The 24,897-nt window shown below is 36.3% G+C and carries 27 protein-coding genes; 13 read left to right on the top strand and 14 right to left on the bottom strand.

What is annotated here, in order from left to right:
• Positions 1-140 precede the first annotated feature (140 nt).
• Positions 141-1,226, top strand: coding sequence for a GGDEF domain-containing protein (locus tag ACQKM9_RS00135; protein ID WP_427731557.1), 1,086 nt, complete (start codon positions 141-143; stop codon positions 1,224-1,226).
• Between the two features lie 159 nt (positions 1,227-1,385).
• Positions 1,386-3,440: a transglycosylase domain-containing protein gene (locus ACQKM9_RS00130; protein ID WP_427731556.1), complete on the top strand. Its 2,055-nt coding sequence runs from the start codon at positions 1,386-1,388 to the stop codon at positions 3,438-3,440.
• A gap of 260 nt (positions 3,441-3,700) precedes the next feature.
• On the opposite strand, the gene ACQKM9_RS00125 is transcribed toward ACQKM9_RS00130, so the two are convergent.
• Positions 3,701-4,222 (bottom strand): YwhD family protein, encoded by a 522-nt coding sequence (locus ACQKM9_RS00125; RefSeq protein ID WP_427731555.1) that lies wholly within the window; start codon positions 4,220-4,222, stop codon positions 3,701-3,703.
• A gap of 67 nt (positions 4,223-4,289) precedes the next feature.
• On the opposite strand from ACQKM9_RS00125, the gene ACQKM9_RS00120 reads away from it, so the two are divergent.
• Positions 4,290-4,475 carry a 2-hydroxymuconate tautomerase gene (locus ACQKM9_RS00120; RefSeq protein WP_427731554.1) on the top strand — a complete coding sequence of 62 codons (186 nt, stop codon included), beginning with the start codon at positions 4,290-4,292 and terminating at the stop codon, positions 4,473-4,475.
• A gap of 84 nt (positions 4,476-4,559) precedes the next feature.
• Here ACQKM9_RS00120 and ACQKM9_RS00115 read toward each other — a convergent pair whose 3' ends face one another.
• From ACQKM9_RS00115 to ACQKM9_RS00105, 3 genes are all read right to left on the bottom strand, one after another.
• Entirely contained in the window at positions 4,560-5,066 is a 507-nt protein-coding gene (locus ACQKM9_RS00115; protein WP_427731553.1) for a YwgA family protein, read from the bottom strand.
• Between the two features lie 25 nt (positions 5,067-5,091).
• On the bottom strand, positions 5,092-6,390 hold the full coding sequence (locus ACQKM9_RS00110; protein WP_427731551.1) for an HD domain-containing protein: 1,299 nt from the start codon (positions 6,388-6,390) through the stop codon (positions 5,092-5,094).
• 372 nt (positions 6,391-6,762) lie between these two features.
• Positions 6,763-6,999, bottom strand: coding sequence for a DUF1450 domain-containing protein (locus tag ACQKM9_RS00105; protein ID WP_038180139.1), 237 nt, complete (start codon positions 6,997-6,999; stop codon positions 6,763-6,765).
• Positions 7,000-7,225: 226 nt separating this feature from the next.
• Between ACQKM9_RS00105 and ACQKM9_RS00100 the strand changes: the two genes are divergently transcribed.
• Positions 7,226-7,879 (top strand): RsfA family transcriptional regulator, encoded by a 654-nt coding sequence (locus tag ACQKM9_RS00100; RefSeq protein ID WP_427731549.1) that lies wholly within the window; start codon positions 7,226-7,228, stop codon positions 7,877-7,879.
• Positions 7,880-8,006: 127 nt separating this feature from the next.
• Here the strand turns inward: ACQKM9_RS00100 and ACQKM9_RS00095 are convergent, their stop codons facing one another.
• Positions 8,007-8,837 carry a lipoate--protein ligase family protein gene (locus ACQKM9_RS00095; protein ID WP_427731547.1) on the bottom strand — a complete coding sequence of 277 codons (831 nt, stop codon included), beginning with the start codon at positions 8,835-8,837 and terminating at the stop codon, positions 8,007-8,009.
• 161 nt (positions 8,838-8,998) lie between these two features.
• Here ACQKM9_RS00095 and hemQ point away from each other — a divergent pair, with 161 nt between their 5' ends.
• A complete protein-coding gene (gene hemQ / locus ACQKM9_RS00090; RefSeq protein ID WP_427731545.1) occupies positions 8,999-9,751 on the top strand; it encodes a hydrogen peroxide-dependent heme synthase in 753 nt (250 codons plus the stop codon).
• Positions 9,752-10,052: 301 nt separating this feature from the next.
• Here hemQ and ACQKM9_RS00085 read toward each other — a convergent pair whose 3' ends face one another.
• Positions 10,053-10,814: an HAD-IIB family hydrolase gene (locus ACQKM9_RS00085; RefSeq protein WP_427731543.1), complete on the bottom strand. Its 762-nt coding sequence runs from the start codon at positions 10,812-10,814 to the stop codon at positions 10,053-10,055.
• A gap of 45 nt (positions 10,815-10,859) precedes the next feature.
• Positions 10,860-11,327 (bottom strand): YbaK/EbsC family protein, encoded by a 468-nt coding sequence (locus ACQKM9_RS00080; RefSeq protein ID WP_427731541.1) that lies wholly within the window; start codon positions 11,325-11,327, stop codon positions 10,860-10,862.
• 148 nt (positions 11,328-11,475) lie between these two features.
• Here ACQKM9_RS00080 and ACQKM9_RS00075 point away from each other — a divergent pair, with 148 nt between their 5' ends.
• Together ACQKM9_RS00075 and gerQ are read left to right on the top strand one after the other, a co-directional pair.
• Positions 11,476-11,844, top strand: a complete 369-nt coding sequence (locus ACQKM9_RS00075; protein ID WP_427732772.1) for a cell wall hydrolase — start codon at positions 11,476-11,478, stop codon at positions 11,842-11,844.
• Positions 11,845-11,864: 20 nt separating this feature from the next.
• Positions 11,865-12,206 carry a spore coat protein GerQ gene (gerQ, locus tag ACQKM9_RS00070; protein WP_427731540.1) on the top strand — a complete coding sequence of 114 codons (342 nt, stop codon included), beginning with the start codon at positions 11,865-11,867 and terminating at the stop codon, positions 12,204-12,206.
• A gap of 42 nt (positions 12,207-12,248) precedes the next feature.
• Here gerQ and ACQKM9_RS00065 read toward each other — a convergent pair whose 3' ends face one another.
• The 5 genes from ACQKM9_RS00065 to ACQKM9_RS00045 all read right to left on the bottom strand — a co-directional run bounded on the left by ACQKM9_RS00065 (position 12,249) and on the right by ACQKM9_RS00045 (position 16,106).
• Positions 12,249-13,307, bottom strand: coding sequence for a beta-carotene 15,15'-monooxygenase (locus tag ACQKM9_RS00065; protein ID WP_427731538.1), 1,059 nt, complete (start codon positions 13,305-13,307; stop codon positions 12,249-12,251).
• Between the two features lie 115 nt (positions 13,308-13,422).
• Positions 13,423-13,800, bottom strand: coding sequence for a DUF423 domain-containing protein (locus tag ACQKM9_RS00060; RefSeq protein WP_427731536.1), 378 nt, complete (start codon positions 13,798-13,800; stop codon positions 13,423-13,425).
• A 21-nt stretch (positions 13,801-13,821) separates the two neighbouring features.
• A complete protein-coding gene (locus ACQKM9_RS00055) occupies positions 13,822-14,121 on the bottom strand; it encodes a YwdI family protein (RefSeq protein WP_427731534.1) in 300 nt (99 codons plus the stop codon).
• Positions 14,122-14,661: 540 nt separating this feature from the next.
• Complete coding sequence (locus ACQKM9_RS00050; RefSeq protein WP_427731532.1) at positions 14,662-15,339, bottom strand: uracil-DNA glycosylase; 678 nt, start codon at positions 15,337-15,339, stop codon at positions 14,662-14,664.
• A gap of 5 nt (positions 15,340-15,344) precedes the next feature.
• Positions 15,345-16,106, bottom strand: a complete 762-nt coding sequence (locus ACQKM9_RS00045; RefSeq protein WP_427731530.1) for a DUF4230 domain-containing protein — start codon at positions 16,104-16,106, stop codon at positions 15,345-15,347.
• Positions 16,107-16,296: 190 nt separating this feature from the next.
• On the opposite strand from ACQKM9_RS00045, the gene ACQKM9_RS00040 reads away from it, so the two are divergent.
• The 5 genes from ACQKM9_RS00040 (at position 16,297) to ACQKM9_RS00020 (ending at position 20,501) form a co-directional block, all read left to right on the top strand.
• The gene (locus ACQKM9_RS00040; RefSeq protein WP_427731529.1) at positions 16,297-16,560 is read left to right on the top strand and encodes a hypothetical protein; all 264 of its coding nucleotides are present in this window, start codon (positions 16,297-16,299) and stop codon (positions 16,558-16,560) included.
• Between the two features lie 144 nt (positions 16,561-16,704).
• Complete coding sequence (gene thiD, locus ACQKM9_RS00035) at positions 16,705-17,538, top strand: bifunctional hydroxymethylpyrimidine kinase/phosphomethylpyrimidine kinase (protein ID WP_427731527.1); 834 nt, start codon at positions 16,705-16,707, stop codon at positions 17,536-17,538.
• Between the two features lie 350 nt (positions 17,539-17,888).
• On the top strand, positions 17,889-18,239 hold the full coding sequence (locus ACQKM9_RS00030) for a YojF family protein (protein WP_427731525.1): 351 nt from the start codon (positions 17,889-17,891) through the stop codon (positions 18,237-18,239).
• A gap of 16 nt (positions 18,240-18,255) precedes the next feature.
• Positions 18,256-18,951, top strand: a complete 696-nt coding sequence (gene bshB2, locus ACQKM9_RS00025; protein ID WP_427731523.1) for a bacillithiol biosynthesis deacetylase BshB2 — start codon at positions 18,256-18,258, stop codon at positions 18,949-18,951.
• A gap of 194 nt (positions 18,952-19,145) precedes the next feature.
• Complete coding sequence (locus tag ACQKM9_RS00020; protein ID WP_427731521.1) at positions 19,146-20,501, top strand: YjiH family protein; 1,356 nt, start codon at positions 19,146-19,148, stop codon at positions 20,499-20,501.
• Positions 20,502-20,704: 203 nt separating this feature from the next.
• On the opposite strand, the gene ACQKM9_RS00015 is transcribed toward ACQKM9_RS00020, so the two are convergent.
• Positions 20,705-22,900, bottom strand: a complete 2,196-nt coding sequence (locus ACQKM9_RS00015) for an ATP-dependent helicase (RefSeq protein ID WP_427731519.1) — start codon at positions 22,898-22,900, stop codon at positions 20,705-20,707.
• 168 nt (positions 22,901-23,068) lie between these two features.
• On the opposite strand from ACQKM9_RS00015, the gene ilvA reads away from it, so the two are divergent.
• Positions 23,069-24,331, top strand: coding sequence for a threonine ammonia-lyase IlvA (gene ilvA / locus ACQKM9_RS00010; protein WP_427731517.1), 1,263 nt, complete (start codon positions 23,069-23,071; stop codon positions 24,329-24,331).
• 352 nt (positions 24,332-24,683) lie between these two features.
• On the opposite strand, the gene ACQKM9_RS00005 is transcribed toward ilvA, so the two are convergent.
• On the bottom strand, positions 24,684-24,897 hold a 214-nt coding region (locus ACQKM9_RS00005; RefSeq protein ID WP_427731516.1), incomplete at its 5' end, for an IS3 family transposase.

Raw genomic sequence — 24,897 nt, 5'->3', positions numbered from 1 at the left:
TTTAGGACAAACAGTGGATTCTTTAAAATCACTCGCTCGAACTATCATTTGTCGTTTTATAGCGGATACATAATTATTTTCATTTTTCTTGTAAAATTGAATGTTATAATGGAGGGATAAAATGGTAGGAGAGAATCTATATGTTGCTCGAATTAATCATTAATTTTTCGATTTTATTTACTTTTGTTATATTTTCATTTTGGTTATACGAGTCTTTAGAACCTTATCAAGATAGTTTTATAGAGCTGCAACCTTGGATTGTCGGTCTTGTAGCTGGACTTACCGGTTTACTTTTGATGGGCACGGCTGTACATTACCAAAATGATATTATTAGTGATGGTCGTTTTATTAGTATCTTACTCAGTGGATTGCTCGGAGGTCCAATTGCTATCGCTCTGTCCTCGCTCATCATTGGGATTTTTCGAATTTATGTGTTTGGATTGTCAGAAACGTCTATTTTTGCAGGTCTAAATATTTTAGTAATTGGTGGTGTTATCACATTAATTTCAATAAAAAAACCAATTACATTCCGCAATATCTATTTCTATTTCACTTATATCGTTTTCCAAGTTTGCATTGTTTTCTATATTCTTTCAGATACTTGGACACATGGCTTACAAAATGTTATTCAAACTGCACTTTTTTATATCTTGTCATTTTACATAACTTTACTTGTATTAAAATCAATTCGAAATCAGTTTAATCGTATGCGAGAAACTGAAAAAATGGCAGAAACAGATTATTTAACTGGTCTGCCGAATAACCGACGCTTCCAGCAAATAATAGATGATTTACTCTCTAATAATGTTCCTTTTTCATTGATATTAATTGATATTGACTCTTTTAAAAAAGTTAATAAAACGTATGGTCATCCTGTTGGTGATGAAATCTTACAACAAATTGGTACACAGTTAAAAAACTATGTGAAAACGATTGATGCGGAAGCTGCTAGAATTAGTGGTGAAGAATTTTATATTGTTTGCAAAGACTCTCCGCCTGCTTATGGCATACATTATGCAAAATTAATTCAATCACAAATTGCCAAAACACCACTCGTTGTGTCCACTGGTCATGTAATTCCTATTACGGTTTCCATCGGTATTTGTTCATATCCTGACAACGGTAATACATCAAAGGATCTCGCATTTTCGGCAGATAAGGCCATCATGCAAGCTATAGCAAGAGGTTCCAACCAACTCGTTCACTTTAATCAATTGAATAATTAATATTATTTTAATAAAGCGCTACGAAAATTCACCCTTTTCTTAGCGTTTTTTGTTACCGCAAAAATTTACCAAATTCATCCTTTTTATTTTTTTTCGTCCGTTTATTTTACATAGAATCATCACATACTATCGCTAAATTGGTGGAACGGAGCTGTTCTTATGAATCGAGCAGACTATTGGCGAAAAAGAAGGGTGAATAAACGCTGGAAACGCACTCTTATGTGGAGTGTCGTAGGTATTTCAGCTTTTTTAACAGTATTGCTGTCACTCAGAATATACGCGCAAATTGCAGGTGCGCCTTCTCTCGCTGTTCCGAAGGCAACCGTTTTTTTAGATGCGGATGGGCATCGAGCTGGCGATAAATTTTCTATGGAACGTCGCTACTGGGTAAACCTAGATGAAATTTCTCCTTTTGTTGCAGAAGCACTTATTGCAACTGAGGACAAAAATTTCTATTCGCATAACGGTTTTGATTACACCCGTATTGCAGGCGCATTATTGAAAGATGTTAAGGCAATGCGCAAAGTTGAAGGAGCGAGTACAATTACGCAGCAGTATGCTCGTAATTTATATTTATCTCATGAGAAATCTTGGTTAAGAAAAGCTAATGAAGCACTCTATGCATACCGTTTGGAAGTCTTTTATGATAAGGATAAGATTTTGGAAGGCTATTTAAATACTGTTTACTTTGGACATGGTATGTACGGTATAGAAGCTGCAAGTAGATTTTATTTCGGGAAATCAGCAAAAGACTTAACACTTTCTGAAGCTGCTTTGCTAGTTGGGATTCCAAAAGGACCAGGCATTTATTCCCCTGCAGTAAATAAAGAAAAATCAATAGGTCGTCAACAATTAATATTAAGTTTAATGTCTAACCAAAATGTTATTTCTGAAGAACAAAAAGAGAGAGCAAAGAATGAAACTCTTGATTTTAAATATGAGGAATGGGAAAATTCGAAATCACTAGCACCATACTTTTTAGATACAGCTTGGCAGGAAGCAAAAGATATACTGACTGAGAAAGGCCGTCGCTTTGAAGAAGGTGGTTGGGTAATCAAAACAACATTGAACACTTTCCATCAAAAAGCTGCTGAGGAAGCCGTTGAGAAATCGTTACCAAATGATGAACTAGAAGTTGGCTTCGTCAGTATGGATCCATCTACAGGTTATATTACTTCTCTAGTTGGAGGACGGCATTATTTAACAAGTACATTCAATAGGGTGACACAAGCTAAAAGGCAACCTGGATCTGCTATTAAGCCATTTTTGTATAGTGCTGCACTAGAGAAAGGTTATACTCCTTTAACGTTTATGGATACTAGCCCTACCATTTTCACTTATGATGATGGACGCTCTAAGTACGAGCCCAAAAATGTAAATGGCGAATTTGCGGATCACCCAATGTCTCTGGCACAAGCAATTGCTATATCTGATAATATCTATGCAGTGAAAACGTTTGAAACAATCGGCTATAAAGCATTCAATAATGTACTGGAGCGATTTAACATCCAAAGTAAATTACAAAATTCACCGGCAGTAGCTCTTGGTACTTCTGAAGTAAGCTTAATGAATTTAACTTCTGCTTATAACACATTAGCGGCAAAAGGTGTTCAAAAGAAACCAACAACGATTATTTCAATTACAGATGCAGATGGGAAAGTTATTTATAAAGCAGAAAAGAAACAGAAAAAGAAACAAGTGATTAATTCAGATGATGCGTTTTTAATCACACAGTTGATGACTGGTATGTTCGATCCAGTCTTTAATGATTACGCACCTGCAACTGGGATTTCAATTCGTAACAAACAAACTAGACCTTATGCAGCAAAATCCGGTACAACTTTAACCGATCAAATGATGATTGGTTTTACTCCTTCTTTAACTGCTGGTGTTTGGAATGGCTACGATAAAGGCAAACAGATGACAAGTACAGAAGATTCACGAGCTACAAAACAAATTTGGATTGATTTTATGGAAAAGGCACATGAAGGATTACCTAGTGAGCCATTTATGGCACCCGATAATATTGAAGGCGTAATTGTCGATGTAAAAACAGGTGGTCTTGCAACATCAAGTTGTGATAAACAACGACTTGTATATATGAAAAAGAAAGATATTCCAAAAAAGTTATGTACAGATCCAAGTATTGTTAGTGATTTAACGAAAAAAGACGAAACATCTTGGCATCTATTTCCTTTTTCACTATTTGAATAAATAAAAAAAGCTGCAGCTTCTAAGGAGTCCGTTATCCTTAGAAAGATGCAGTTTTTTGGTTCTCGAAAATATGAGCTACATGGGGCATTCGGCTTGGGTTTGTCAAAATGCCGCATGTCTCTCATATATAGTCGGTTACCAGATGTCCTAGCTTACTTTCTTAAGTTGTAGTTAAAGTGTACTGCCTTTCAATGTCAGTTTCAACTATGTATTGAAACTGCTTTATAAATGTCACACTTTGTTCAATTGTTCCCAAAATTTTAGAAGGCTAATTCTTCACGTAATTGTTCTGAACTTAAAGACCACATTTTCTCGTTAAAGTCGCGTAAAAACTCGCCTAGCACTTGTTTTGACTCTTCATCCATATGTTCTACAATGATATGACGCTTCATCGATTTATCCATTTTATTGACATGGTCTGCTAAAATTTTATAACCACGACGTTTTTCCCTATTGACAACCATCTCACAAGCCGTTACACCAGCAAAGTAAGCTCCGCCTTCCTTATGATCAATTGTCACCCATACTAGCCAATATGGTTTACCGCCTGCTGAATCTTCTCGATTCGTTGTAAATTTAATACCTCTTTCAACATCACTACGTGCATGCATAGCCCCTACTTCTACAGTAGCTTTTTTTTCTTCAATATCAATGATGACTGGTGATACGTTCTCAAGAGTTAAAGAACCTACGCCAAATCCTTTATGTCCGTCTGTTGGATCATTTTTAATAATCGTAAATCCTAATTTTTGTTTTGGTTTTGGTTTTTCTTCATTAGTCATTCGCAAAATCCCTCCGTTCTGTTATTATAACGAATATACACTATATTTTAAATGAGGAGGACTCTTTATGCCTATAGTAACAATAAAAATGATTGAAGGTCGCACAGACGATCAAAAACGTGATTTGGTTGAAAAGGTAACAGCTGCAATTTCCGAATCTGTAGATGCACCAAAAGAAAACATCTCAATTATCATCGAAGAAATGCAAAAATCACACTTCGCTGTTGGTGGCGTACGTAAGAGCGATCTTTAATAATATAATTATCGTAAGTAGGGCTGTCGCTTTTTAGGGATGGCTTTTTTTGTATAAAAAAAAACCCCACTTTTGGGGATTTTCTTACTGAAGTGATACTGTTGCAAGTTGTGTTATAAATTCAAAGGCATCTGTTAGCTCTTCTTCAGTGAAGTTCAACTTCCCTTTTACCACATGTACCTTTTCAATTTGCTCTTCTTTTGTAAGTTCATCAAAATATAGCAGCGTTGAAACAAGCTCTAGAAAACGTGCACTTCTATCATTCATCATATTAATTACTTCTGGTAGCTTTTCATGTTGCTTACCTAACATAGTAGAAAAACTTGTCCCTTCATCCGTAACTGCATAGCAGTATTGTACATATGACCCCTTATCCTCTTTTTCTTCCGTTAGAAAGCCCATATTACAAAGCTCTTCAACTCGTAAAGTTAGCTCCTCGGAGTAAGGACCATATATATGAAATTGGTATTTTTCTTGAAATGGAAATCGCATTTTCTTTGCTATATAGACCATCTTTTGTAATTTTTTACGACCAGTGACTTGACCTGCTAATGACACAAATTGTACGACTTTTGCGTGTTCTTCTAGCACTTTTAAATCTCCTTCCGGGAGGTTATTAACCTTTTAATATTTCTAATATTTGTTTTCTAAGTATTTTCTTCTTACCGTTCTCTAGTAAAATATCTTCTGGAAAATATAATTTATGATCCGTTCGGCGTTTTCCGGATATGGCATCGACGATATCAGATGATCTCGATAATTCACGGATTTCGTCATTCGGCATTAAAAGATGAATCGGTAACCTCTCCTCTTCCTCACCCGGACGATAAAAATCATATGGTAAATCTGAAGATGAATCTAAAACTAAATAGTATTGCGGGTCAATACCAGCTTTTCGGAATAAATTCTCAAGTTCACGTAGTTTTTGATAATCTTTGGCAGGGTCAATTTCTACATAATTAAACAATTTTCTGTTCACAAAACGTCTGCTTAAATCGCTTAAAATAGGATCCGTCTCACGCATCCAAAGTTGGAAATATGTCAGCAAAATACTTTCATCCAAAGCTAGATAATCTTCAAGTTCAATATTTTCATCAAAAAATGCTTGAAAATGCGTAGGTTCATATAAGAATGAATAACCTGTTTCACTTAAAGCTTTCGCACGATGTAAAATTTTCGTCAAAATTACTTCAGCACTCCGTGATACAGGATGAAAATAAACCTGCCAATACATTTGATAACGACTCATAATATAATCTTCTACTGCATGCATACCACTTGATTTGATGACCACTTGATCCTCTCGTGGACGCATTACGCGCAATATGCGTTCCATATCAAAGTGACCATAACTGACACCAGTATAATAAGCATCCCGTTGTAAGTAATCCATACGATCAGCGTCGATTTGACTTGAAATCATACTGACAACTTGTTTATTTTCATACGTTTTTGCAATGACATTCGATACTTTTAATGGGAAATTAGCCGCAACGCGACTGAGTACTTGATTGACTTCTGTATCTCCCAAAATAATATGGCGAGTGAATTCCTCATGGTCCAAGTCAAAAACATGTTCAAAAGCATGTGAAAAAGGTCCATGTCCCAAATCATGCAATAATGCAGCACAAAGTACGACAAGCCGCTCACTTTCATCCCATTCTGGTCTACCCTTGAACACATCATCGACCATTCGACGGACAATCTCATAAACACCAAGTGAATGATTAAATCGACTATGCTCTGCACCATGGAACACTAAATAAGTCGTACCGAGTTGCTTAATACGGCGTAATCTTTGAAATTCCCTTGTGCCAATTAAATCCCAAATCACCTGATCTTTAACATGTACATAGCGATGGACTGGGTCCTTAAATACTTTTTCTTCTTCTAACTTTGCTGTCGCGTAACTCATAAGACACCCCACTTCCGCTGTTTGTATTGATTTGTTGAAAATATATAACGAATTATAAAAAACGAATTGAAAGAATGACACAAACTCTATTGATGACCAGCTAACCTATTAACTATCCACTATTTGAATTATAAAAACAAAGCATACTTACTTATACACAAAATTACTTATAGTAAATTACTCTCGAATTCCTATCGAAATACAACTTTAATTACAAGTATAAATGAAAAAACCACCTTTCGGAAAGGCGGCTAAAGTCTGACTTCAAGCTAGGAACTTAGTAAGTTTATGAACTAACTCCTATGCTAAGCAGTCTACAGTTTGTTGCTCGAATTACTATAATGATTGTCATATCAACATTCTAATCGTCTGTTATAAACGATTTTGTGATTTTAATTTGGCGCGTACTTTTTCCATTAATTCCTCTTCTGTTAATGCAGCACAAGGACGATTATTGACGAATGCAAATGTTTTCTTTCGTCCAGGACCACAATATGACTGACATGCGATATCAACTGAAGCATCAGCATCGATTTCTTTTAATTTCGGGATTAATGTTTTTAAATTAACGGCCTGACATTCATCGCAAACTCGGAATTCGTTTGCCATCTGTCTACAACCCTTTCTATATTTGAATCTGAAGTCTAACAGTCATTGTATCGTATTTATGGCCGTTCCTTCAAGCTTATAATAGGCCATTGTCTCATAGCATTCTCTTTTCTTTTCGTTACAAAAGCCTTTACAACAACATCTAGCATAATATTTTGCAAGTTTGTGAATAAAAAATAGAGAAATTGACCACGCTGAGACTATCAACATTATAGGAGGTTATAAAATGGTAAAAATCAGACAAGATGCTTGGTTAAAAGAAAACGATGAATTATTAGCAGAAGCAGTTATTCGACATGTTAAAGAAGGAAGTACACAATTAAATGCCTTTGAAGAAGCGGGAGATGCCCTGAATAGAACTGCAGCTGCATGTGGCTTTCGTTGGAATGCTGTCGTTCGTAAAATCTATGAAAATGAATTAGCAGGAGCTAAAAAGGAACGCAAGGAGCGTATGCGTGTATTCGGTCAAACCGTACGTCGCCGAAATACAGGAATCTACGTATTACCTACTAGTGGAAGTAATGAGAGTAATGGTGTTACTGAGCAACAACGTTCTATTCCTCTATCATCTCTATCACTTGATGTTGTCATAGCTTATTTAATGCGCTTACAACATATGGGTAGTGGCAATGATTCTGAGACTACAAGATGGCGCCATTTGGCTAATGTGGCTAATGAAAAAGTATCTCGTTTAGAAGCTGAACTTAACAAGCTAGAGAAGGAGAATCGCCACATGCGCAAAGATTACGAGCAATTTGCTCAGATTATGAATCGCGCTCGCCGTATGATAACACTAGATGAAGAGGAAGAGCATATCGCTCCCGTTTTCACTATGGAACGTAACGGGAATTTAGTTGTTAAAGAAACACCTACGAATTAATAGGGTTAATAAGATGGTAGTATTTCTGTGAGAGACTTTGTCGCTACTCTTTTACTACTTAACTCCATCTTTTTTAATCCCATACCAAAACCCGACCCGCTTGCGAGTCGGGTTTGTTTTTTCTTGGTTACTCACTTAACATCTTTTTATTTCGTTCAAACACGCGATTCAAATAGAAACTATATAGTTCCATTTCTTCTTGCTGTAATGAACCAATTTGTAGTTCATCACTAAGATCCATTAATAATTTTTGTAAATCTATAACGGTTTTTTGAACTGTCAATTTTTCATTTAAGAGTTCAGATAAGGAAGCCATAACTTCGGGACGTACTTGTGGATATTCAAATTTTGTCTGCGCACCCTGCAAACCTATTTTATAAAAATCCCTTATTAAACTGGCACGCTCTGCTCCACTGCCTTCTATGCATAGATAGATTTGGACGGCGATACCTTGACGTAATCTACGTTGTGAGATGCCTGCAAACTTCTTGCCACCTATACTTAAATCATACGAACCTGGGCAGTATGAACCAATGATTTCATATGCTTCAATATGTTCTGCAGCTTTTGGAAATAATGCTTTGATGAGTTCTAACATCACTTCATAGCCTGTATTAATATCGATTTTTGAATGCTGTTCAGACAGTACAATGGAAATATTCAAAACACCTGAATCTAACACAACTGCAAGCCCACCTGAATTACGAACAATTGGCGTGAAACCTTTTTCCGCCAATAAATTCATAGCATCTACAATATGTGGCAGGCGATGGTCCTGAATGCCAAGTACAACTGAACGATCATGCACCCATGTGCGGACTGTTGCTGATGACATGTCTTGGCCAACTAAATGGCACAATGTATCATCAGCAGCAAATGATTCTAATGGTGAGTGTCCAATACCACTCACGGATTGATCCCAAAAACGCCATGTTTTTTGCTGTAAGTATGTTAACATTTTTATTCTCCTGGACTATAATGTTTTCTTCACTAGCATACACGAATCGGTCAACTTTCTCATGTCAAATTCATGACTTTCAAGCAATAGCGATACTTATTTTCCTTTTTTATGCTAAACTAATGCAGAATGATTCTCACTAAAAGGAGTGTCCATAAACAATGATCGAAGCAGCACAAACACTAGATGGTTGGTACGTATTACATGATTTCCGTTCAATTGACTGGGCTTCTTGGAAACTAGTTTCTGAAGAAGAGCGTCAAGCAGCGGTTGAAGAGTTCATTAAATATCTAGAAAAAATTAACGAAGCTGACCTTGCGAAAACAGGAAGCCATGCTTTCTACTCAATCGTAGGTCAAAAAGCAGACTTCGTACTTATGACATTACGCGAAACAATGGAAGAATTACAAGAGCTTGAAACCGAATTCAACAAGTTAGCAATTGCTGATTTCACAATTCCTTCTTTCTCTTATGTTTCAGTTGTTGAGCTTTCAAACTACCTTGCAGGAAAAGACTCTGACGAAGATCCGTACCAAAATCCACATGTACGCTCTCGTTTATATCCTGAGTTACCTCGTTGGAATCATATTTGTTTCTATCCAATGGATAAACGTCGTCAAGAAGGCGCTAACTGGTATATGCTACCAATGGACGAGCGTAAAGAATTAATGCGAAGTCACGGTTTAATCGGCCGTAGCTATGCAGGTAAAGTTAAACAAATCATCTCGGGTTCAGTCGGTTTTGACGATCATGAATGGGGCGTTACTCTATTTGCTGAAGACGTACTACAATTCAAAAAACTAATTTATGAGATGCGTTTTGATGAGGTAAGTGCTCGTTATGCAGAGTTCGGCGCATTCTTCGTTGGTAATATTTTAGACAACGAAAAATTAGTGAAACTTCTAACAGTTTAATTTTCTATCTTTTAATGAAAGCTCTTTATTTTATTGAGCTTTCTTTTTTATGTTCAAATGTGTCTTTTCACTTGTAACCTTTAAATATACACTTTATTAAAACCGAAATTTTGGAGATGCGATATGCTGAGCAATGGCTCATGTGGATTGCATTCCTATTCAACTTAATCTTCGGTTATTATAACTGGAACAAAATGTCGAAAGGCCAACAGTCTTCAACAATAGTATAAAAAACAGCAAGCTCCTTCTTTTAATAGTTTGCTGTTTTTTTCTGTTTTATCAAAAAAAAATTTAACGTATATTATGCATATCTAACGTTGAATTCTGCTAATTTTTCTATAATTTGCTGTTCAACATTCACATCATTCGTAATAGCTTCATCAGAATATGGTGCAAGAATTTCATGATGACCTATCATAACAGCATGATGGGCATGTTCGAACATTGAGATATCATTAGTATCATTCCCAAATGCAATATAGCTACCTGAAGAAATATGAAGTTGCTTCAAGGCACTCCATTTATGAATACCTGTTGGACTAATATCTAATATCCCTTCATCTCTATGTAAGTGAATGATAACATCTAGTTGTTTCAAATCTTCATGAAGTGCATCCATATTACAAGAGGTCAAAATAAGCATTTTAATAATCGAATTTAGTTTTTCAAGCGGTTTCTTTTCTGCTAAATTATGAGGATTAAGATTATTTAATATTGGGTGATCTGCAGGTCCCGTATAGGCATAATCCCAGTCGCCATCAATTAAATACGTTGCTTGATACTTTTCTAATAATGCCTTTAACTTAACTAATATTGTTGGGCTAAATCGCGCTACTTGTTTAATGTTTCCATTTTGACAAATAAGTGATCCATTCCCACCTATCATTTTATATCCGTGAAACCTTTTATGAAGTACAGGCATTAAATCGCGTATCGGACGTGCAGATGCAAAAACGACCTCATGTCCACTTGTTGTAAGTTGCTCTAAGCTTTGTAGTATAGGTTCTGTGACTGGCTGGCCTTTAAAACAAATCGTACCATCCAAATCGAAAACAAAATGCATATATGACACTTCTTTCTCTGAGGTTTCGTGAGTTTTGTCCTCTTATTATTTAACTGCGACAATTTTGCCGCCGGTGAGCAGTAAGAGTTCATCAGCAGTTAGCTGGAACACAGCCTTGGGATGACCCGCTGCTGCCCAAATTGTATCATATTGAAAAAGGTCTTCATCAATTAAGGTTTGAATTTCTGATACATGTCCGATGGGAGCTACTCCTCCGATTACAAAGCCTGTATGTTCACGAACAAATTCTGCATCAGCTTTACCAAGCTTGTCTTCTACAACTTCGGCAATATGCTTCTCATTTATACGATTAATACCACTTGCAACAACTAAAAGTGGTGTATTAGTATTTTTCATACGAAAAATGATTGATTTAGCAATTTGTGCAACTGTACATCCTATCGCATCTGCAGCTTCTTGTGCTGTACGTGCGCTATCAGGTAACTCTACTACTTGATTATCGAAACCTAACGATTGTAATTTTGTCTGAATCGCAAGTGCACTTTCATTCATGAAATACATCTCCCTAAATAGATATTTTTTTCATTATACATGAATACGCGGTCTTATTTTCATAATATTGCATATATTTTAATGAGGAGGTCTTGCAATACCTGTCATACAATCGACGGAAAAACAACTAGAGTTACTAGCAAGATTGATGCGAGCTGAGGCAGAAGGCGAAGGTGAGCTTGGTATGCTGATGGTTGGCAATGTTAGTGTGAACAGGGTACTTGCTAGCTGTCTCGATTTTACTGATATTCGAACAATTGAGCAAATGGTCTTTCAAAGTCCAGGTGGATTTGAAGCAACGCAGAAGGGGTACTTTTATCAACGTGCACGTGAACAAGATAAACGTTTGGCGCGTAGAGTAATTAACGGTGAAAGGTTTCACCTTGCGACTCGCCCGCTTTGGTTTTCCAGACCTGAAAGTGGCTGTCCTGATCAATGGTATGGTCAATGGAATTCTGGACGTTTTAAGTCGCATTGCTTCTTCTCTCCTAGTGAAAGTGATTGTCCGCAAATTTAACAGTTAGAAAGGATGAATGAATGGTCCAGTATTATTGGACACCTAACTATCAACAGATTCCTCCCCAAGTGACAATTCCAAGTGGTGGTAGACCACCGGGTTTACCAGTGCGTGAGGAATCTTATATTGAAAATATTTTACGACTAAACCGTGGGAAGCCGGGGAATTTTCACTTTTCGTTTGAGCATGCAATAGAAGCTGGAAAAAATACGATTAATGTACGCGGTGTCGTGGAGGCGGCTGGACGCGATCATGTCATTTTACGTGATCTCAGAACGAATCACCGATATCTCTTCCCTATGATTTACTTTGATTATGCAGAATTTGATGAGGAATTAGCTTATTTTAATCAATCTCAGTAAATAGCAAAACCCTTCCATATAATCGGAAGGGTTTTTGTCTTTTTATTCATTAATTAAATGCTGTTGTAATGCTTGTTTGAAGGCTATTGGATCATCAAGACGAATAGCGACACGTGAATATTGCTTTTTAAAGCCCATTAACAAAGATGCTGTACATGGTTTTTTTAATTCTAAAATCATATGTGGGTGCACTTCTTCAAAGTCTCTTGCAACAAATTCAATCGTTGTTTTAGAATTAAGCTTCTTCTCGAGTTCTTCTTGATCAGTTGTGATCGACTTAATGTCGTCTAATGAAAGTTCCATCTGTTTTACAAGACCTAATGATAAATATAATTTCTGCTTTTTAAGACGTACTGGATTCAAACGTACTGCTTGTATATCCCCAAGAAAGAAAACAACGCTATATACATTCAATATGAGTAAAATAATGGAGAGAATCATTGATTTTTCGTGAAGCCACCAATGGATGCCTAATGTTTCAATTACTATCGCATGTATTAGCATAATTTGAAAGGCTAGTAGGCTAGATTTTTTGTGTAAAGTGAAGGTGTTAGGTGCTACTAGAATAGGTCTTTTCCATGAAGCAAAAGCATAATAAAACATAAGTAAATCTGAGATAATCATTTGTACAATTCGTTGCTTAGATACCTGTTTTTGTACAGCTTTTGGAAAGGCAAATAATAAACTTTCATCATAGGTTCGTACTTCTCGAATGACTGCAGGCATGAGGAAAAATAGTAATCCAATCAAACTGAGCTCAAGTAAAATTATAGAGCCTTCTATAGCAAAACCTACATAAGAGAACCCGACAAATGGCGCAAGATGCTGGGCTGGTATTAATAGCTTTGCGCAAATTAATCCGCCTGCCATTAACATTATGAAACGTTTAATAGTAAATTTATTTTTTCGATCAATTGCGATGATTAATAACGGTGTGACAATTGCTAAATCAAAAAGACTCCCTAGAATAACTCCTTTTGTTTCCTCTGATAAAAAAACTTCCGACAATGGCGTCCGATATAATGCAAAGTTCGTTGCAAGAACAAGTAAAAGTAACGCCATCCAAATATAGCTTTTTATACCTCTTTGATTTACTACCATTTCATCACCTCATCTTCTATATTTTATTAAAAAAATAAGACGTATTTTTAATAAAGTACCGACCTTTACTAAAAAATCCTACCTGATAAATTAGCAAGTAGGATTTCTGTTAAAATTAAACATGTTTAAGAGTAGCTAGAATAACCATTACCCAAGCAGCTAGGAATAGAACTCCACCAATTGGTGTAATAGCCCCTAAAACGCCTACACCTGTTAAGCATAGAACATATAAGCTACCTGCAAAAAATACGATTCCTGCTAGCATTAAATATCCAGCACGTGAAAGCTGAGTAACTGGCCCAATTAATGAAGAACTCATTAATATACCGATTGCGATTAACCCTAATGCATGGAACATTTGATAGTGTACAGCTGTATCCCATACTGCTGCATAATGCTCGGATAATTTCCCTTCAAGTGCATGTGCTCCAAAAGCACCCAGTGCCACTGCGATGAATGCGTTCACAGCTCCTGAAATAATAAAAAATCTCATCCTCTTTTGACACTTCCTTTTCTAAAAATCAAAAATCGAGTCACCATTTGCATCCTCTTCATGAAGCTTGTTTGTAGTAATGGCAGCTGGTATCTGCGTCTGCATCATCTGTTGTGATGATTGTATATTTTGTGCTTGAACTACTTGGCTATTTTGCATTTCAAGTGGTCTTGCTATAGTTTCTGAAGATTTAGCTAGCACAACATCGCATAACGCTCGAACCGCAGAAAGTGCTTCACGAATTTCCTGCTCATTTTGAGCATGCTTTGCCTGCAATAAATGTTTGTCAATTTCAGTAACAATTAATTCATGCGAAATCATTAGACGTTTCCTCCCTGCTTCAGCTCAAATTTCAAACACTCAAGACCCGAGGACCTTTTTACGATTACAGAAGGTAGCTCCTTACTTTTGAATTGGTATGCTCGACACCCTCTAGGACTCCTTTGATCCCAAGTCACATAGAAATGCCTACATTTAAAACAACTCTCTTGCATGACGCTCCCCCTCTTCATACTTCACTTTACCATGATTATATCAAACCATAAAGTGACGGGTTATTGACTTTAATGCTAAAGACGTCCGTTTAGAGAAGGAAAGTAGTTGCTGGGGGTGATTGTTGCGGTAAGTTGGGGCTTTGTTGTGCTAACTTGGGGCTTTGTTGCGCTAACTAGCTCCTTTGTTGCGCTAACTAGCCCCTTTGTTGCGCTAACTAGCCCCTTTGTTATTTAGCAGAATATTCACGTCCTAAAAATCCGATTCTTCCATATTAAAACCAACTCGAGTACACCTCATTCACCTGTTGCTTAAATCCTTACTCAAAATAAAAACCATTCTCCACAAAAAGAACGGTTTTCCGAATGGTTATTTCGTTATATCAAAATCTATTGGTGATACTCCCCACTCTCGGAGCTGTGCATTAATTTTAGAGTATGGTTTACTACCGAAAAAGCCCCGGTATGAACTAAGCGGACTTGGATGAGGGGCTTCGATAATCGCATGACGACTTGTATCAATCAGTCGTTTTTTTTGTTGCGCTGGTTTACCCCAAAGGACGAATATAATAGGTTGTTCACGTTCTGATAGCTTTTGAATAACTGTGTCTGTAAATTGCTCCCAGCCTTGCTTTTTATGCGAATGAGCTTGTCCTTCACGCACCGTTAAGACGGTGTTTAACATGAGCACACCTTGCTCTGCCCATTTTGTTAATGTACCGTCTGATGGAATCGGAAAGCCTAAATCCGACTCCAGTTCCTTCAGCATATTTTGCAAACTTGGTGGATGCTTTACACCTTGTTTAACAGAAAAGCTCAAGCCATGTGCTTGACCTGCTCCATGATATGGATCTTGACCTAAAATGACAACCTTCACGTTATCGTATGATGTATTTCGAAAAGCGTTCCATACCTCAGATTTGGAAGGATAGATTGTTTGTGTGGCATATTCCTTTTCCAAAAAATCCTGAAGCTGCAAAAAATAAGGCTGATCAAATTCTGTACTGAGTACTTGCTGCCAATCGTTGTCTAAAATTTGCTTTGTCATCTTTTCTACTCCTTAAATTCGACTGTCACATCATATCCGACAAGCGCAAACATATCAGCGACGGAACTTTGCGCGTTACTTTTTGCTGTATCAATAACCCCTTGAGTGGTTGCTTCTTCAATCATTAGTTTTTTTGCTTCATTAGCAAGTTCGTATGCTTCGCTAATATCTGCTTTTTCTCGGAACAGACCTTCACTTGAAAAGACTTGAACATGATCAAAGTCTATTTGAGGCTCCCCTAGTATTTTTGCACTTGGCAATGTAATTGTAGCTGTTTTCTTCTCTTCATTTAATTCAATATCTTTTTCGGTAATCTTTGAAAAGTCTACACCTGCTTTAACGCCACCAGGTATAACAACTAATAACTCTCTTTTAGTTCCAGGTAAATTTACACCAATCTCTTTACCAAAAAGTTTATTATCAGAGCGCTCAATCATGATCTTTGTATATGCCTCAGCTGTTGTTAGTTCATTTAAATTTTGAATACGTTCCATGATTGAACCTTTATTTTCTGTGAATGTACTACCTTTAATAATGTTCATAGTTGCAATCGGAATGATTATTAATAGCGCTAAGACAATAATAGCTGCCCACACATACCATTGCATAAAGAACTTAGGTATTAAAAATTTCCGTATAAAGCCCTTTTTTCTATCTTTCCTATAGTAAAGAGAATCTGGAGAATCGAGAATTGTGGCAGATTGTTCTTCTGACTTTAATTCTTTTAACATCTTCTCAAGCTCTCGTATTTTCTTATTTGAAGTCACCTTAATCCCTCTCTTCTATTAATCTTAAAAGGAATTTACTATTCCTGATATTCAATTCGACATTATTCTACTATGTTCACTCCTATTATAAAAGTTTCTGCTCTATTAATACAGTCGATTGAATCTGGTGATTAACGGCAATATTATTTAAAATCATTTTAGAGTAATATAATGGAAGGGAGTTGGTGGAATGGCTGATTTACAATGGCGAGAAAAAGTGAAAAGAATTGCAAATGTAGCTGACAGTGGTCAACACGTGCCAGAGCATGCAAAATCGTTTGGCTTGGGTTGTTTTTATATTTTTTTCGCTTTAATTATTTTCCTTTTTCTATTTTTATTAATTGGATTTATACAAAAGGGACATTACATAGCAGCTACCATAGTAGGTTTACTTTGTTTAGGTGGGATTATTATTATCCGAAGAATTATAAATGCAGATCAGTTACCTAAATAGAAATCCAAACTGACCTTATCAAAAAGTTAGTTTTTGACCATTTCATTCTAGCCAGTTATTTCGTTATAATAGGACTATTCAATTACATTTTTTATATTCGGAAAGTTTAATAAAATAAGTTTTTCATAAAAGGAGTCTATTTCAATGTCACTAAAAAAAACACTAACAATCGCCGGAACAGATGCTTCTGGTGGTGCAGGTTTACAAGCTGATTTAAAAACTTTCCAAGAGCATGGCACATACGGTATGTGTGCAGTGACTGTTGTTGCTACAATGGATCCAGACAATAATTGGTCTCATGGTGTATATACATTACCAATCGATGTTCTTAAAGCTCAGTTAAAAACAACTCTTTCTACTGGCGTGGATGCAGTAAAAACAGGGATGATTTCAACTGAAGAAGCTATTCAAGTAGCTGGTGAAGCAATTGCAAACTCTGGCACAACAAATGTTGTTATCGATCCTGTAATGGTATGTAAAGGTGAAGATGAGGTATTAAATCCAGGAAACGTTGAAGCTATGATTAAATACCTTCTACCACAAGCACTTGTTACAACACCAAATCTTTTTGAAGCTGGACAATTGGCTGGAACAGGTACACCAAAAACAATTGAAGAAATGAAAGTCGCAGCACAAAAAATCCATGAACTTGGCGCTAAAAACGTTATTATCAAAGGCGGTAAAGCGTTACAACATGAAAAAGCTATCGACCTATTCTCAGATGGTGAAAAATTCATCCTGCTTGAAGCTGATAAAGTAGATACTACATATAACCACGGTGCTGGATGTACTTTTGCAGCTGCTATTACAGCTAACCTAGCAAACGGTTTATCTGTAAAAGAAGCTGTTTTCGAATCAAAAGCTTTCGTTGCTGCTGCAATTGAACATGGCTGGAAACTAAATCAATTCGTAGGCCCTGTTATGCATGGTGCAAAAGGCGTTTATGGTACTCAGAAAATCACTACTACTGAAGTTTAATATCGAATAATAGAACCTTCGCAATTTCAATTATTGCGGAGGTTTTTATGTATATCTTTTCATATTTAAACGCTGTCTAGGAATTTATGATGGGACAACAGTTCTTTATGCAAAAAAAGCATTTCTTTTATATAAACAGGTTGTCCTTATTTAAAAGAACGTAATAATAAATCATTCACTTTTAAATAAAGGAACAATTTTTTCTTGCCCTGCTTCTATAGATACAACTTTCAGCTTAATTCTTACAAAGCATATAAAGAAAATATAATTTTTGAGCTTTCGAATCGCATTCGCAGGAATTATTCTCTATACTAGAGATTAGATTGCTAGCTGTTGGAAGGAGAATTTAAATGGAAATAGTACAAATAGAAAAGCTTCAACAACTTCTTAATTCCTTTGCGAATAAAGATGTTTATATACATTTAGAGACAACCAATGGGGCTTATGCCTCTCATTTCAATGAAAAAGTATTCAACGCTGGTGCATTTATCCGTAACGTTAAACTTCAATATGAATTGGGTAAAGTTACAGCAGATGTTCCTCACCGCGTTGGTTTGAAAATGGATCATGGCTGGGTTTATGCTCAAGGCATTACTCACTTTGAAATAGATGAACAGAATCGTCTGTTAATGGCTGGACATGACTATGACGGCAAATTAGCAGTAGCACTTGAAATTAGCGAAACACCATTTACTTATTAATTAAGGAGTGATTCAGATGACACTACAACCTGAACGACACGTACTTGTCGTATTCCCGCATCCTGATGACGAAGCATTTGGTGTTTCTGGCACCATCTCAACTTATGTCAATCAAGGTACCCCTGTCACATATGCATGCTTAACACTTGGCGAAATGGGACGTAATCTTGGAAATCCCCCATTCGCGACACGTGAGACTTTACCTTTAGTCCGTAAAAAAGAATTAATCGCTTCATGCGAAGCAATGGGCGTTACAGATTTACGTATGATGGGCTTACGAGATAAAACAGTAGAATTTGAAGATGATGAGAAAATGGTACAAATGATGACTGGTTTAATCGATGAATTGAATCCATCGTTAATTATCACATTCTATCCAAATTACGCTGTTCACCCTGATCATGAAGCAACTGCTCGTGCTGTTGTGCGTGCTGTACGTCGTATGCCTATTGAGCAACGTCCGAAGTTACATGCTGTAGCATTTGCAAATAACACCGGCGAAGGTCTTGGAGAACCGGATATTGTCAATAATATTCGTGACGTACGCGAGCAAAAACTTGGCTCAATGCGCGCTCATATTTCTCAAACTGCTTGGATGCTTGAAGAAAATGAAAAGCGTCTAGAAGCAGGTGAACCAGAAGCTGAGAACTGGTTAACTTATGAACGTTTCTTCAGCTATCGCTGGCATGAAGATTTTGAAGATCAATTTTAAAAAAACAACCTCTCCCCTAGCAAACTTTTTAGTAAAAGATTGCTAGGGGATTTTTTATTTTTAATAAGCAAATAGAAGGATTCATATTCGTTATTGTCTGAAAAGTACGTCTATTACCCAAACTATTTACATCTGAATGTAAATTCTTTATGATGAATAAATATTCAACTATAAAACGAGGTATTTAATATAAAATGAAAAAATTCCCTATATCTACTTGGCTACTATTTATAATCCCGTCACTGATTGGCGTATTCTTATTTATGACGCCACTTAAGACAGCTGATGGCTGGAAGGTTCCTATTGCGATTTTGGCGAATTTACTTGCGGGATCTTTAGTATCATTCATTTCCTGGTTCACGGTTATCGTATTTTTCATCGCAGCATTAGGTTCTGTTGCTTATCACTTTATTCCGCAAAAGAATCCTGAAAAACCAACAATGTTTGATGAGATATTCCGTGTAAATTGGTTTTGGACAATCGCACGTGTACTTGGTTTTGTCTTTGCATTCATGGTTGTACAAGATTTTGGACCGAGTGCAATCCGTGATGAAAATACAGGTGGACTGTTGATGGATCCAGACGGTGGTCTTGTGACTTTCCTATTCACGATTTTCTTATTTGCAGGCTTACTACTTCCATTTTTAACTGAATTCGGATTACTTGAATTCTTCGGTACAATGATGGTTAAAATTATGCGACCATTATTCAAAATTCCTGGACGTTCTTCTATTGATGCTTTAGCTTCTTGGATAGGTGATGGTACAATTGGTGTCCTCTTAACTAGTCGTCAATATGAAGAAGGCAACTATACACAAAAAGAATCTGCGATTATCGCGACTTCGTTTTCAATCGTATCCATCACATTTTGTATCGTTGTAATTGATACAGTGCATTTAGGTGAGTATTTCATTCCTTTTTACGGTGCGGTTGTTCTATGTGGCTTAGTGTTAGCATTAATCATGCCACGTATTTATCCCCTTTCTAAGAAAAAGAATACTTATATTAATGGACAACCTCTTAATCTTGAGCGTGAGAAATTGCCAGAAGGTTATAATATGGTTACACATGGTTTAGAAAATGCATTAAATACAGCTGAACGTAATCGTAATTTCAGTAAATTTTTCGTGGATGGCTTTAAAAACGTTTTAGATATGTGGTTTGGTGTTGCACCGATTGTTATGGCATTTGGTACTGTAGCATTAATGCTTGCCGAGTTTACTGGTATATTCACTTTCTTAGGGAAGCCATTCGAACCCATTTTAACAGTTCTAGGAATACCTGAAGCTGCTGAAGCTGCACAAACTATGGTTGTTGGTTTTGCTGATATGTTCCTACCTACTATTCTTGGTTCTGGTATTGAGTCAGACCTAACACGCTTTGTCATAGCCGGTGTTTCTGTTTCACAGTTAATCTACATGTCAGAGGTTGGTGGCTTAATCCTTGGTACGAAGATTCCTCTTAACTTTTTCGAGTTAATGATTATTTTCTTATTACGTACTTTGATTTCTTTACCAATTATCGCCGGTATCGGTCATTTAATTTTTTAATAACAAAAGCAGGACAGTCCTATGTAAAAGGCTGTTCTGCTTTTTATTTATTTAACTACTACTTTATATATTAATTAACCTTTAAATAATTATTTCCGAATTCGTACACCATTTTATTTATAGATAATTTATCTTTAATATCAACTGCGGTTTAAAAAATAAGTTTATTAAATCTTCCTTTTTTTGTAGTTACAAATAGATAACTACTCCTCTATATTACAAAGAAACCCTTGTTTTAAACATATATCAATCATAAATTTCTTATAACCCACAGATTCAAATTCAACACCAATTGCTTGTCCACTTAGCTCTCGTATTTCACCTTTACCAAACACATGATGCTCAACATAACTATTCAACTGCAAATCTTCTTTTTTAGTAATGGCATTTACGGGAATATCTCGAGCAGGTTTACTTTCTGGATAACCAACTTCCTTTTTCACTAATTCCTTCCCCTTTACTAAACGGCGCACTTGTTTTAAGAACTGAGACTCCTCTACATGTTCATCATCTTTTAAATGGTAAGTAAGCAACTCCAAATGCTTGCGTGCACGAGTCATCCCTACGTAAAAGAGGCGAACAGCTTCTTCTATTGGTTCGCTATTATCCTCGTCCTGTTGTTTTAAATCATCCTTTGAAGGAATAATGCCATTAACTAGATCAATCATATACACGGTGTCATACTCAAGCCCCTTTGCACTATGCAATGTAGATAAAGTAACTACATCACGCCCTTTGTTTGACCAAGACGTTTTCATAATTTCCTCTAATTCTTTTAAGCGTTTTGCGAATGCTTCAAGATTTGGTAGACCAATCGCAATATGCTCTAGTTGATTTAGAACACCTAATAATCCTTCCTCATTAAAGCCAAGGTGCTCAGCCGTGTTACGAATCGATTTTTCATAGCCTAGATTCTTACGGATGATTTTAATCGCTTCTTCTGGATCTAATATATTTATCTTTTTAATTAACTTCTTCGTTTTATTCAATGCCTGCTCCTGATAGTCTGCGTGTCGGACAGTTTGAAGCTGATCAAAAACTGAAGTTTTGTCATTATTATTTTTTAAATATATCATTTGTTTTTTCGTAATGTATGCATTCATCTTCGTATGGACTTTCTCAAGAATGTCTACACGTGAATCATTATAGGAAAGGCGCATGAAATTGATAATATCTTCTACAATCCAATGTCGGAAAAATTTCAAATCTACGTCTTTCATATAGAATGGCAAACCTGCTTTATTTAACTTATCCACTAATCGGATGGCCGAAGAATTATTACGGTATAAGATGGCCGTTTCTTGCGGATTACTACTTTTCTCAATTTCTTGAATGACGTAGTTCAGTTGTAACTCATAGCGCTGCATATTGTGAATTTCAATTGATTCACCAGATGGATTTTCCGTGAACATTTCCTTCGTAAAGCGCTTTGGATTTCGTTTGATGAAGTCATTTGCTATTTTCACGATTTCTGGTGTGGAGCGATAGTTTTGAGTCATTGTTAAAATCTTTGCTTGTGGATAATTCTTTTCGAATTCTAATAACTTTTGGACATCCGATCCACGCCACATGAAAATAGATTGGTCATCATCAGCTACAACGCAAAGATTATTTTGTGGTTTTGCTAAAATCGTAATTATTTCATGCTGTATTACGGAATTATCCTGACTTTCATCCGTTAAAATATATTCAAAACGGCGCTGATATTTCGTACGAATTTGTTCATCCTCTTGTAAAATACGTAAGCAGTACGTAAGCATATCGTCAAAATCTAGGAGTGGATGTTGCGGGTTTTTCGTTTTGAATTGTTCATACGATTTATACATATCGGCTATGCTTGAGATGGAGGATTTTACGGTACTTAGCTGCTTACTTGAAAGCATACGATTCTTTACATAGCTGATATAAGTAAGGAGCTCATCCATTTCATCTTCAGTTGGATTTGTATCCTTTATCTCCGTAAATATATTTCGAAGAATTATTTTTTTATGAAGTGGGACGTCATTGCCTCCCTCCACTAGTTGAAAATTTATGCGTTGCTTTGCAAAGTATTCTCGTACTACTTGAAAAGCAAAGCTATGAATAGTAGAGAAATGAACCTTTTCATGTGTAAGTTTGCCAAAGAATTGGTCGAAGCGCTGTGCCATATCTTGTGCGGATGCTTTACTAAATGTAATGGCTAAGATCGCTTGTGCTGGTATTTTCTTCACTAGTAATAGATAGCCAATTTTCATATTCAAAGTTGTTGTTTTTCCAGAACCGGGTGATGCTAACAATAGCAATGGACCATCGGAATATCGAACTGCCTGTTTTTGTATATTATTTAATGAAACACCCGTATGTTGTTGCATTTTATCAAAGAAATTCATTTGTACTCGTAATCCTTTCCGTTCATTCATACTGTTCTTTCTATTATAACTGAAAGCTAGTTGGAAACGTTTTTTTGCCCGCTTAAACACTAAGTCACGAAACATTTAGAATTAACTTAATATTTAGTCCATTCATATTGAATAATATGTTAAAATGAATAAATGCATTTTAAGGAATCGGAGGTTAGACGAATAATTATGACAGTATCAGATGTGAAAACCGTTCAGGTGGAAAATGTACTAATTGCTTATCAATTTTTAAAAGATGTTGTTGCACACACACCATTACAAAAAAATGAATATTTATCTGAAAAGTATGGTTGTACCGTTTATTTAAAACGTGAAGATTTACAACATGTACGTTCTTTTAAACTACGAGGTGCCTATTATAAAATTAAAAGTATCGAGAATGATGCACGTGAAAAAGGTGTTGTTTGTGCAAGTGCAGGCAACCACGCGCAAGGCGTTGCATATGCTTGTGCAAATTTAGGCATCCGTGGACATATTTTCATGCCAACAACTACTCCTTCTCAAAAAATTGAACAGGTGAAAATGTTTGGTCGTGAATTTGTAGAAGTTATTTTATCAGGCGATACTTTTGATGATTCTGCTAGAAGTGCGCAGGCATTTTCAAAGGCTGAAGAACATATTTTCATTCATCCATTCGATGATATAGATGTAATCTCTGGACAAGGCACCGTTGCCGTAGAAGTGATGAATGATATTGAAGAGCCGATTGACTATGTATTTGGTAGTATTGGTGGGGGCGGCTTAATTGCCGGCGTATCTGCCTATATTAAAAACCTTTCCCCTCAGACTAAAATTATCGGGGTTGAGCCAGGTGGTGCTGCGAGTATGAAAGCAGCTTTTGCTCACGGTGGTCCTGTTGCCTTAGATCATATCGAAAAATTTGTTGATGGTGCTGCTGTACAACGTGTTGGAGACACTACATATGCACTTTGTAAAAAGTATGTTGATGATATTATTGCCGTTCCTGAAGGTAAAGTATGCACGACCATTTTAAGCTTATACAATAAGCATGCAATTATTGCTGAACCAGCGGGCGCTTTACCGGTTGCGGCACTGGATGCTTATCAGAACCAGATTAAAGGGAAATCCGTAGTCTGTATTATTAGCGGTGGTAACAATGATATCGGTCGAATGCAAGAAATTAAAGAAAAATCTTTAATTCATGAAGGTTTGTTATACTATTTCATCGTCAATTTCCCACAACGTGCAGGTGCACTTCGTCAGTTCCTTGGTGAAGTACTTGGTCCAGATGATGACATTACAACATTTGAATATACGAAGAAAAACAATAAAGAGAGTGGTCCAGCACTTGTAGGTATCGAGTTAAAACGTCCTGAAGATTATGCTGGTTTGCTTGGTCGTATGAAACTTAACGGTTTCTCATTTAAAGAAGTGAACAATGATAGTACGTTATTTGCTCTATTAGTTTAATATTCAAAAAAGGAATCTTCTAAGTGTAGGAGATTCCTTTTTCATTTCTCTGCTTTTCAATCTTGTCTGGCCACACGGTGAAATTCTTATGACTTCTGGAATTGAATCTACCATATCGCTCCTATGGAGATGAAAATCACTTTGAAACTTGGTAAATATCCCTTCAATATCGTAACTCCCTTTCAAGTCATTCAACTCTAAACCATACTCTTACTTGAGAATAAGCAACAGTTTAATGCTACGGGAATTGCTTTTTTAATCTCCCTATTTTTGCTTTCAGATTTTACGATAAAGGTAAACAAAAAGCAGGACCCTAATATTGAACTGACCCAAGAAAGTTAGACATATTTATTTAAGCAGCTTCTAAGACCTGAGTTCGGTATTCCACCGGGCTTAGGTCTTTTAATTTTTCCTTCATTCGTTTGTGATTGTAATAGTGAATATAATCGGCGAGCTCCTGTTCAAAATGCATCATGGATTCAAATTCTTGTAGGTACAAGAGTTCAGATTTTAATAAGCCAAAGAAGTTTTCGATGACTGCGTTGTCCAAACAATTACCCTTACGG

The sequence above is a fragment of the Viridibacillus sp. NPDC093762 genome (assembly GCF_050279675.1).
Taxonomy (GTDB): Bacteria; Bacillota; Bacilli; order Bacillales_A; family Planococcaceae; genus Viridibacillus.
This window is presented reverse-complemented; position numbering and strand designations above follow the sequence as displayed.

Coding starts and splice junctions, on each gene's coding strand:
- thiD (WP_427731527.1), top strand. CDS start 16,705: ATGTCACTAAAAAAAACACTAACAATCGCCGGAACAGATGCTTCTGGT.
- ACQKM9_RS00095 (WP_427731547.1), bottom strand. CDS start 8,837: ATGTTAACATACTTACAGCAAAAAACATGGCGTTTTTGGGATCAATCC.
- ACQKM9_RS00085 (WP_427731543.1), bottom strand. CDS start 10,814: ATGCATTTTGTTTTCGATTTGGATGGTACGATTTGTTTTAAAGGCCAG.
- ACQKM9_RS00130 (WP_427731556.1), top strand. CDS start 1,386: ATGAATCGAGCAGACTATTGGCGAAAAAGAAGGGTGAATAAACGCTGG.
- ACQKM9_RS00135 (WP_427731557.1), top strand. CDS start 141: ATGTTGCTCGAATTAATCATTAATTTTTCGATTTTATTTACTTTTGTT.
- ACQKM9_RS00050 (WP_427731532.1), bottom strand. CDS start 15,339: ATGACAAAGCAAATTTTAGACAACGATTGGCAGCAAGTACTCAGTACA.
- ilvA (WP_427731517.1), top strand. CDS start 23,069: ATGACAGTATCAGATGTGAAAACCGTTCAGGTGGAAAATGTACTAATT.
- ACQKM9_RS00060 (WP_427731536.1), bottom strand. CDS start 13,800: ATGAGATTTTTTATTATTTCAGGAGCTGTGAACGCATTCATCGCAGTG.
- bshB2 (WP_427731523.1), top strand. CDS start 18,256: ATGACACTACAACCTGAACGACACGTACTTGTCGTATTCCCGCATCCT.
- ACQKM9_RS00015 (WP_427731519.1), bottom strand. CDS start 22,900: ATGAATGAACGGAAAGGATTACGAGTACAAATGAATTTCTTTGATAAA.
- ACQKM9_RS00065 (WP_427731538.1), bottom strand. CDS start 13,307: ATGGTAGTAAATCAAAGAGGTATAAAAAGCTATATTTGGATGGCGTTA.
- ACQKM9_RS00020 (WP_427731521.1), top strand. CDS start 19,146: ATGAAAAAATTCCCTATATCTACTTGGCTACTATTTATAATCCCGTCA.
- ACQKM9_RS00075 (WP_427732772.1), top strand. CDS start 11,476: ATGCGAGCTGAGGCAGAAGGCGAAGGTGAGCTTGGTATGCTGATGGTT.
- ACQKM9_RS00125 (WP_427731555.1), bottom strand. CDS start 4,222: ATGACTAATGAAGAAAAACCAAAACCAAAACAAAAATTAGGATTTACG.
- hemQ (WP_427731545.1), top strand. CDS start 8,999: ATGATCGAAGCAGCACAAACACTAGATGGTTGGTACGTATTACATGAT.
- ACQKM9_RS00120 (WP_427731554.1), top strand. CDS start 4,290: ATGCCTATAGTAACAATAAAAATGATTGAAGGTCGCACAGACGATCAA.
- ACQKM9_RS00100 (WP_427731549.1), top strand. CDS start 7,226: ATGGTAAAAATCAGACAAGATGCTTGGTTAAAAGAAAACGATGAATTA.
- ACQKM9_RS00030 (WP_427731525.1), top strand. CDS start 17,889: ATGGAAATAGTACAAATAGAAAAGCTTCAACAACTTCTTAATTCCTTT.
- ACQKM9_RS00080 (WP_427731541.1), bottom strand. CDS start 11,327: ATGAATGAAAGTGCACTTGCGATTCAGACAAAATTACAATCGTTAGGT.
- ACQKM9_RS00105 (WP_038180139.1), bottom strand. CDS start 6,999: ATGGCAAACGAATTCCGAGTTTGCGATGAATGTCAGGCCGTTAATTTA.
- ACQKM9_RS00040 (WP_427731529.1), top strand. CDS start 16,297: ATGGCTGATTTACAATGGCGAGAAAAAGTGAAAAGAATTGCAAATGTA.
- ACQKM9_RS00110 (WP_427731551.1), bottom strand. CDS start 6,390: ATGAGTTACGCGACAGCAAAGTTAGAAGAAGAAAAAGTATTTAAGGAC.
- gerQ (WP_427731540.1), top strand. CDS start 11,865: ATGGTCCAGTATTATTGGACACCTAACTATCAACAGATTCCTCCCCAA.
- ACQKM9_RS00055 (WP_427731534.1), bottom strand. CDS start 14,121: ATGATTTCGCATGAATTAATTGTTACTGAAATTGACAAACATTTATTG.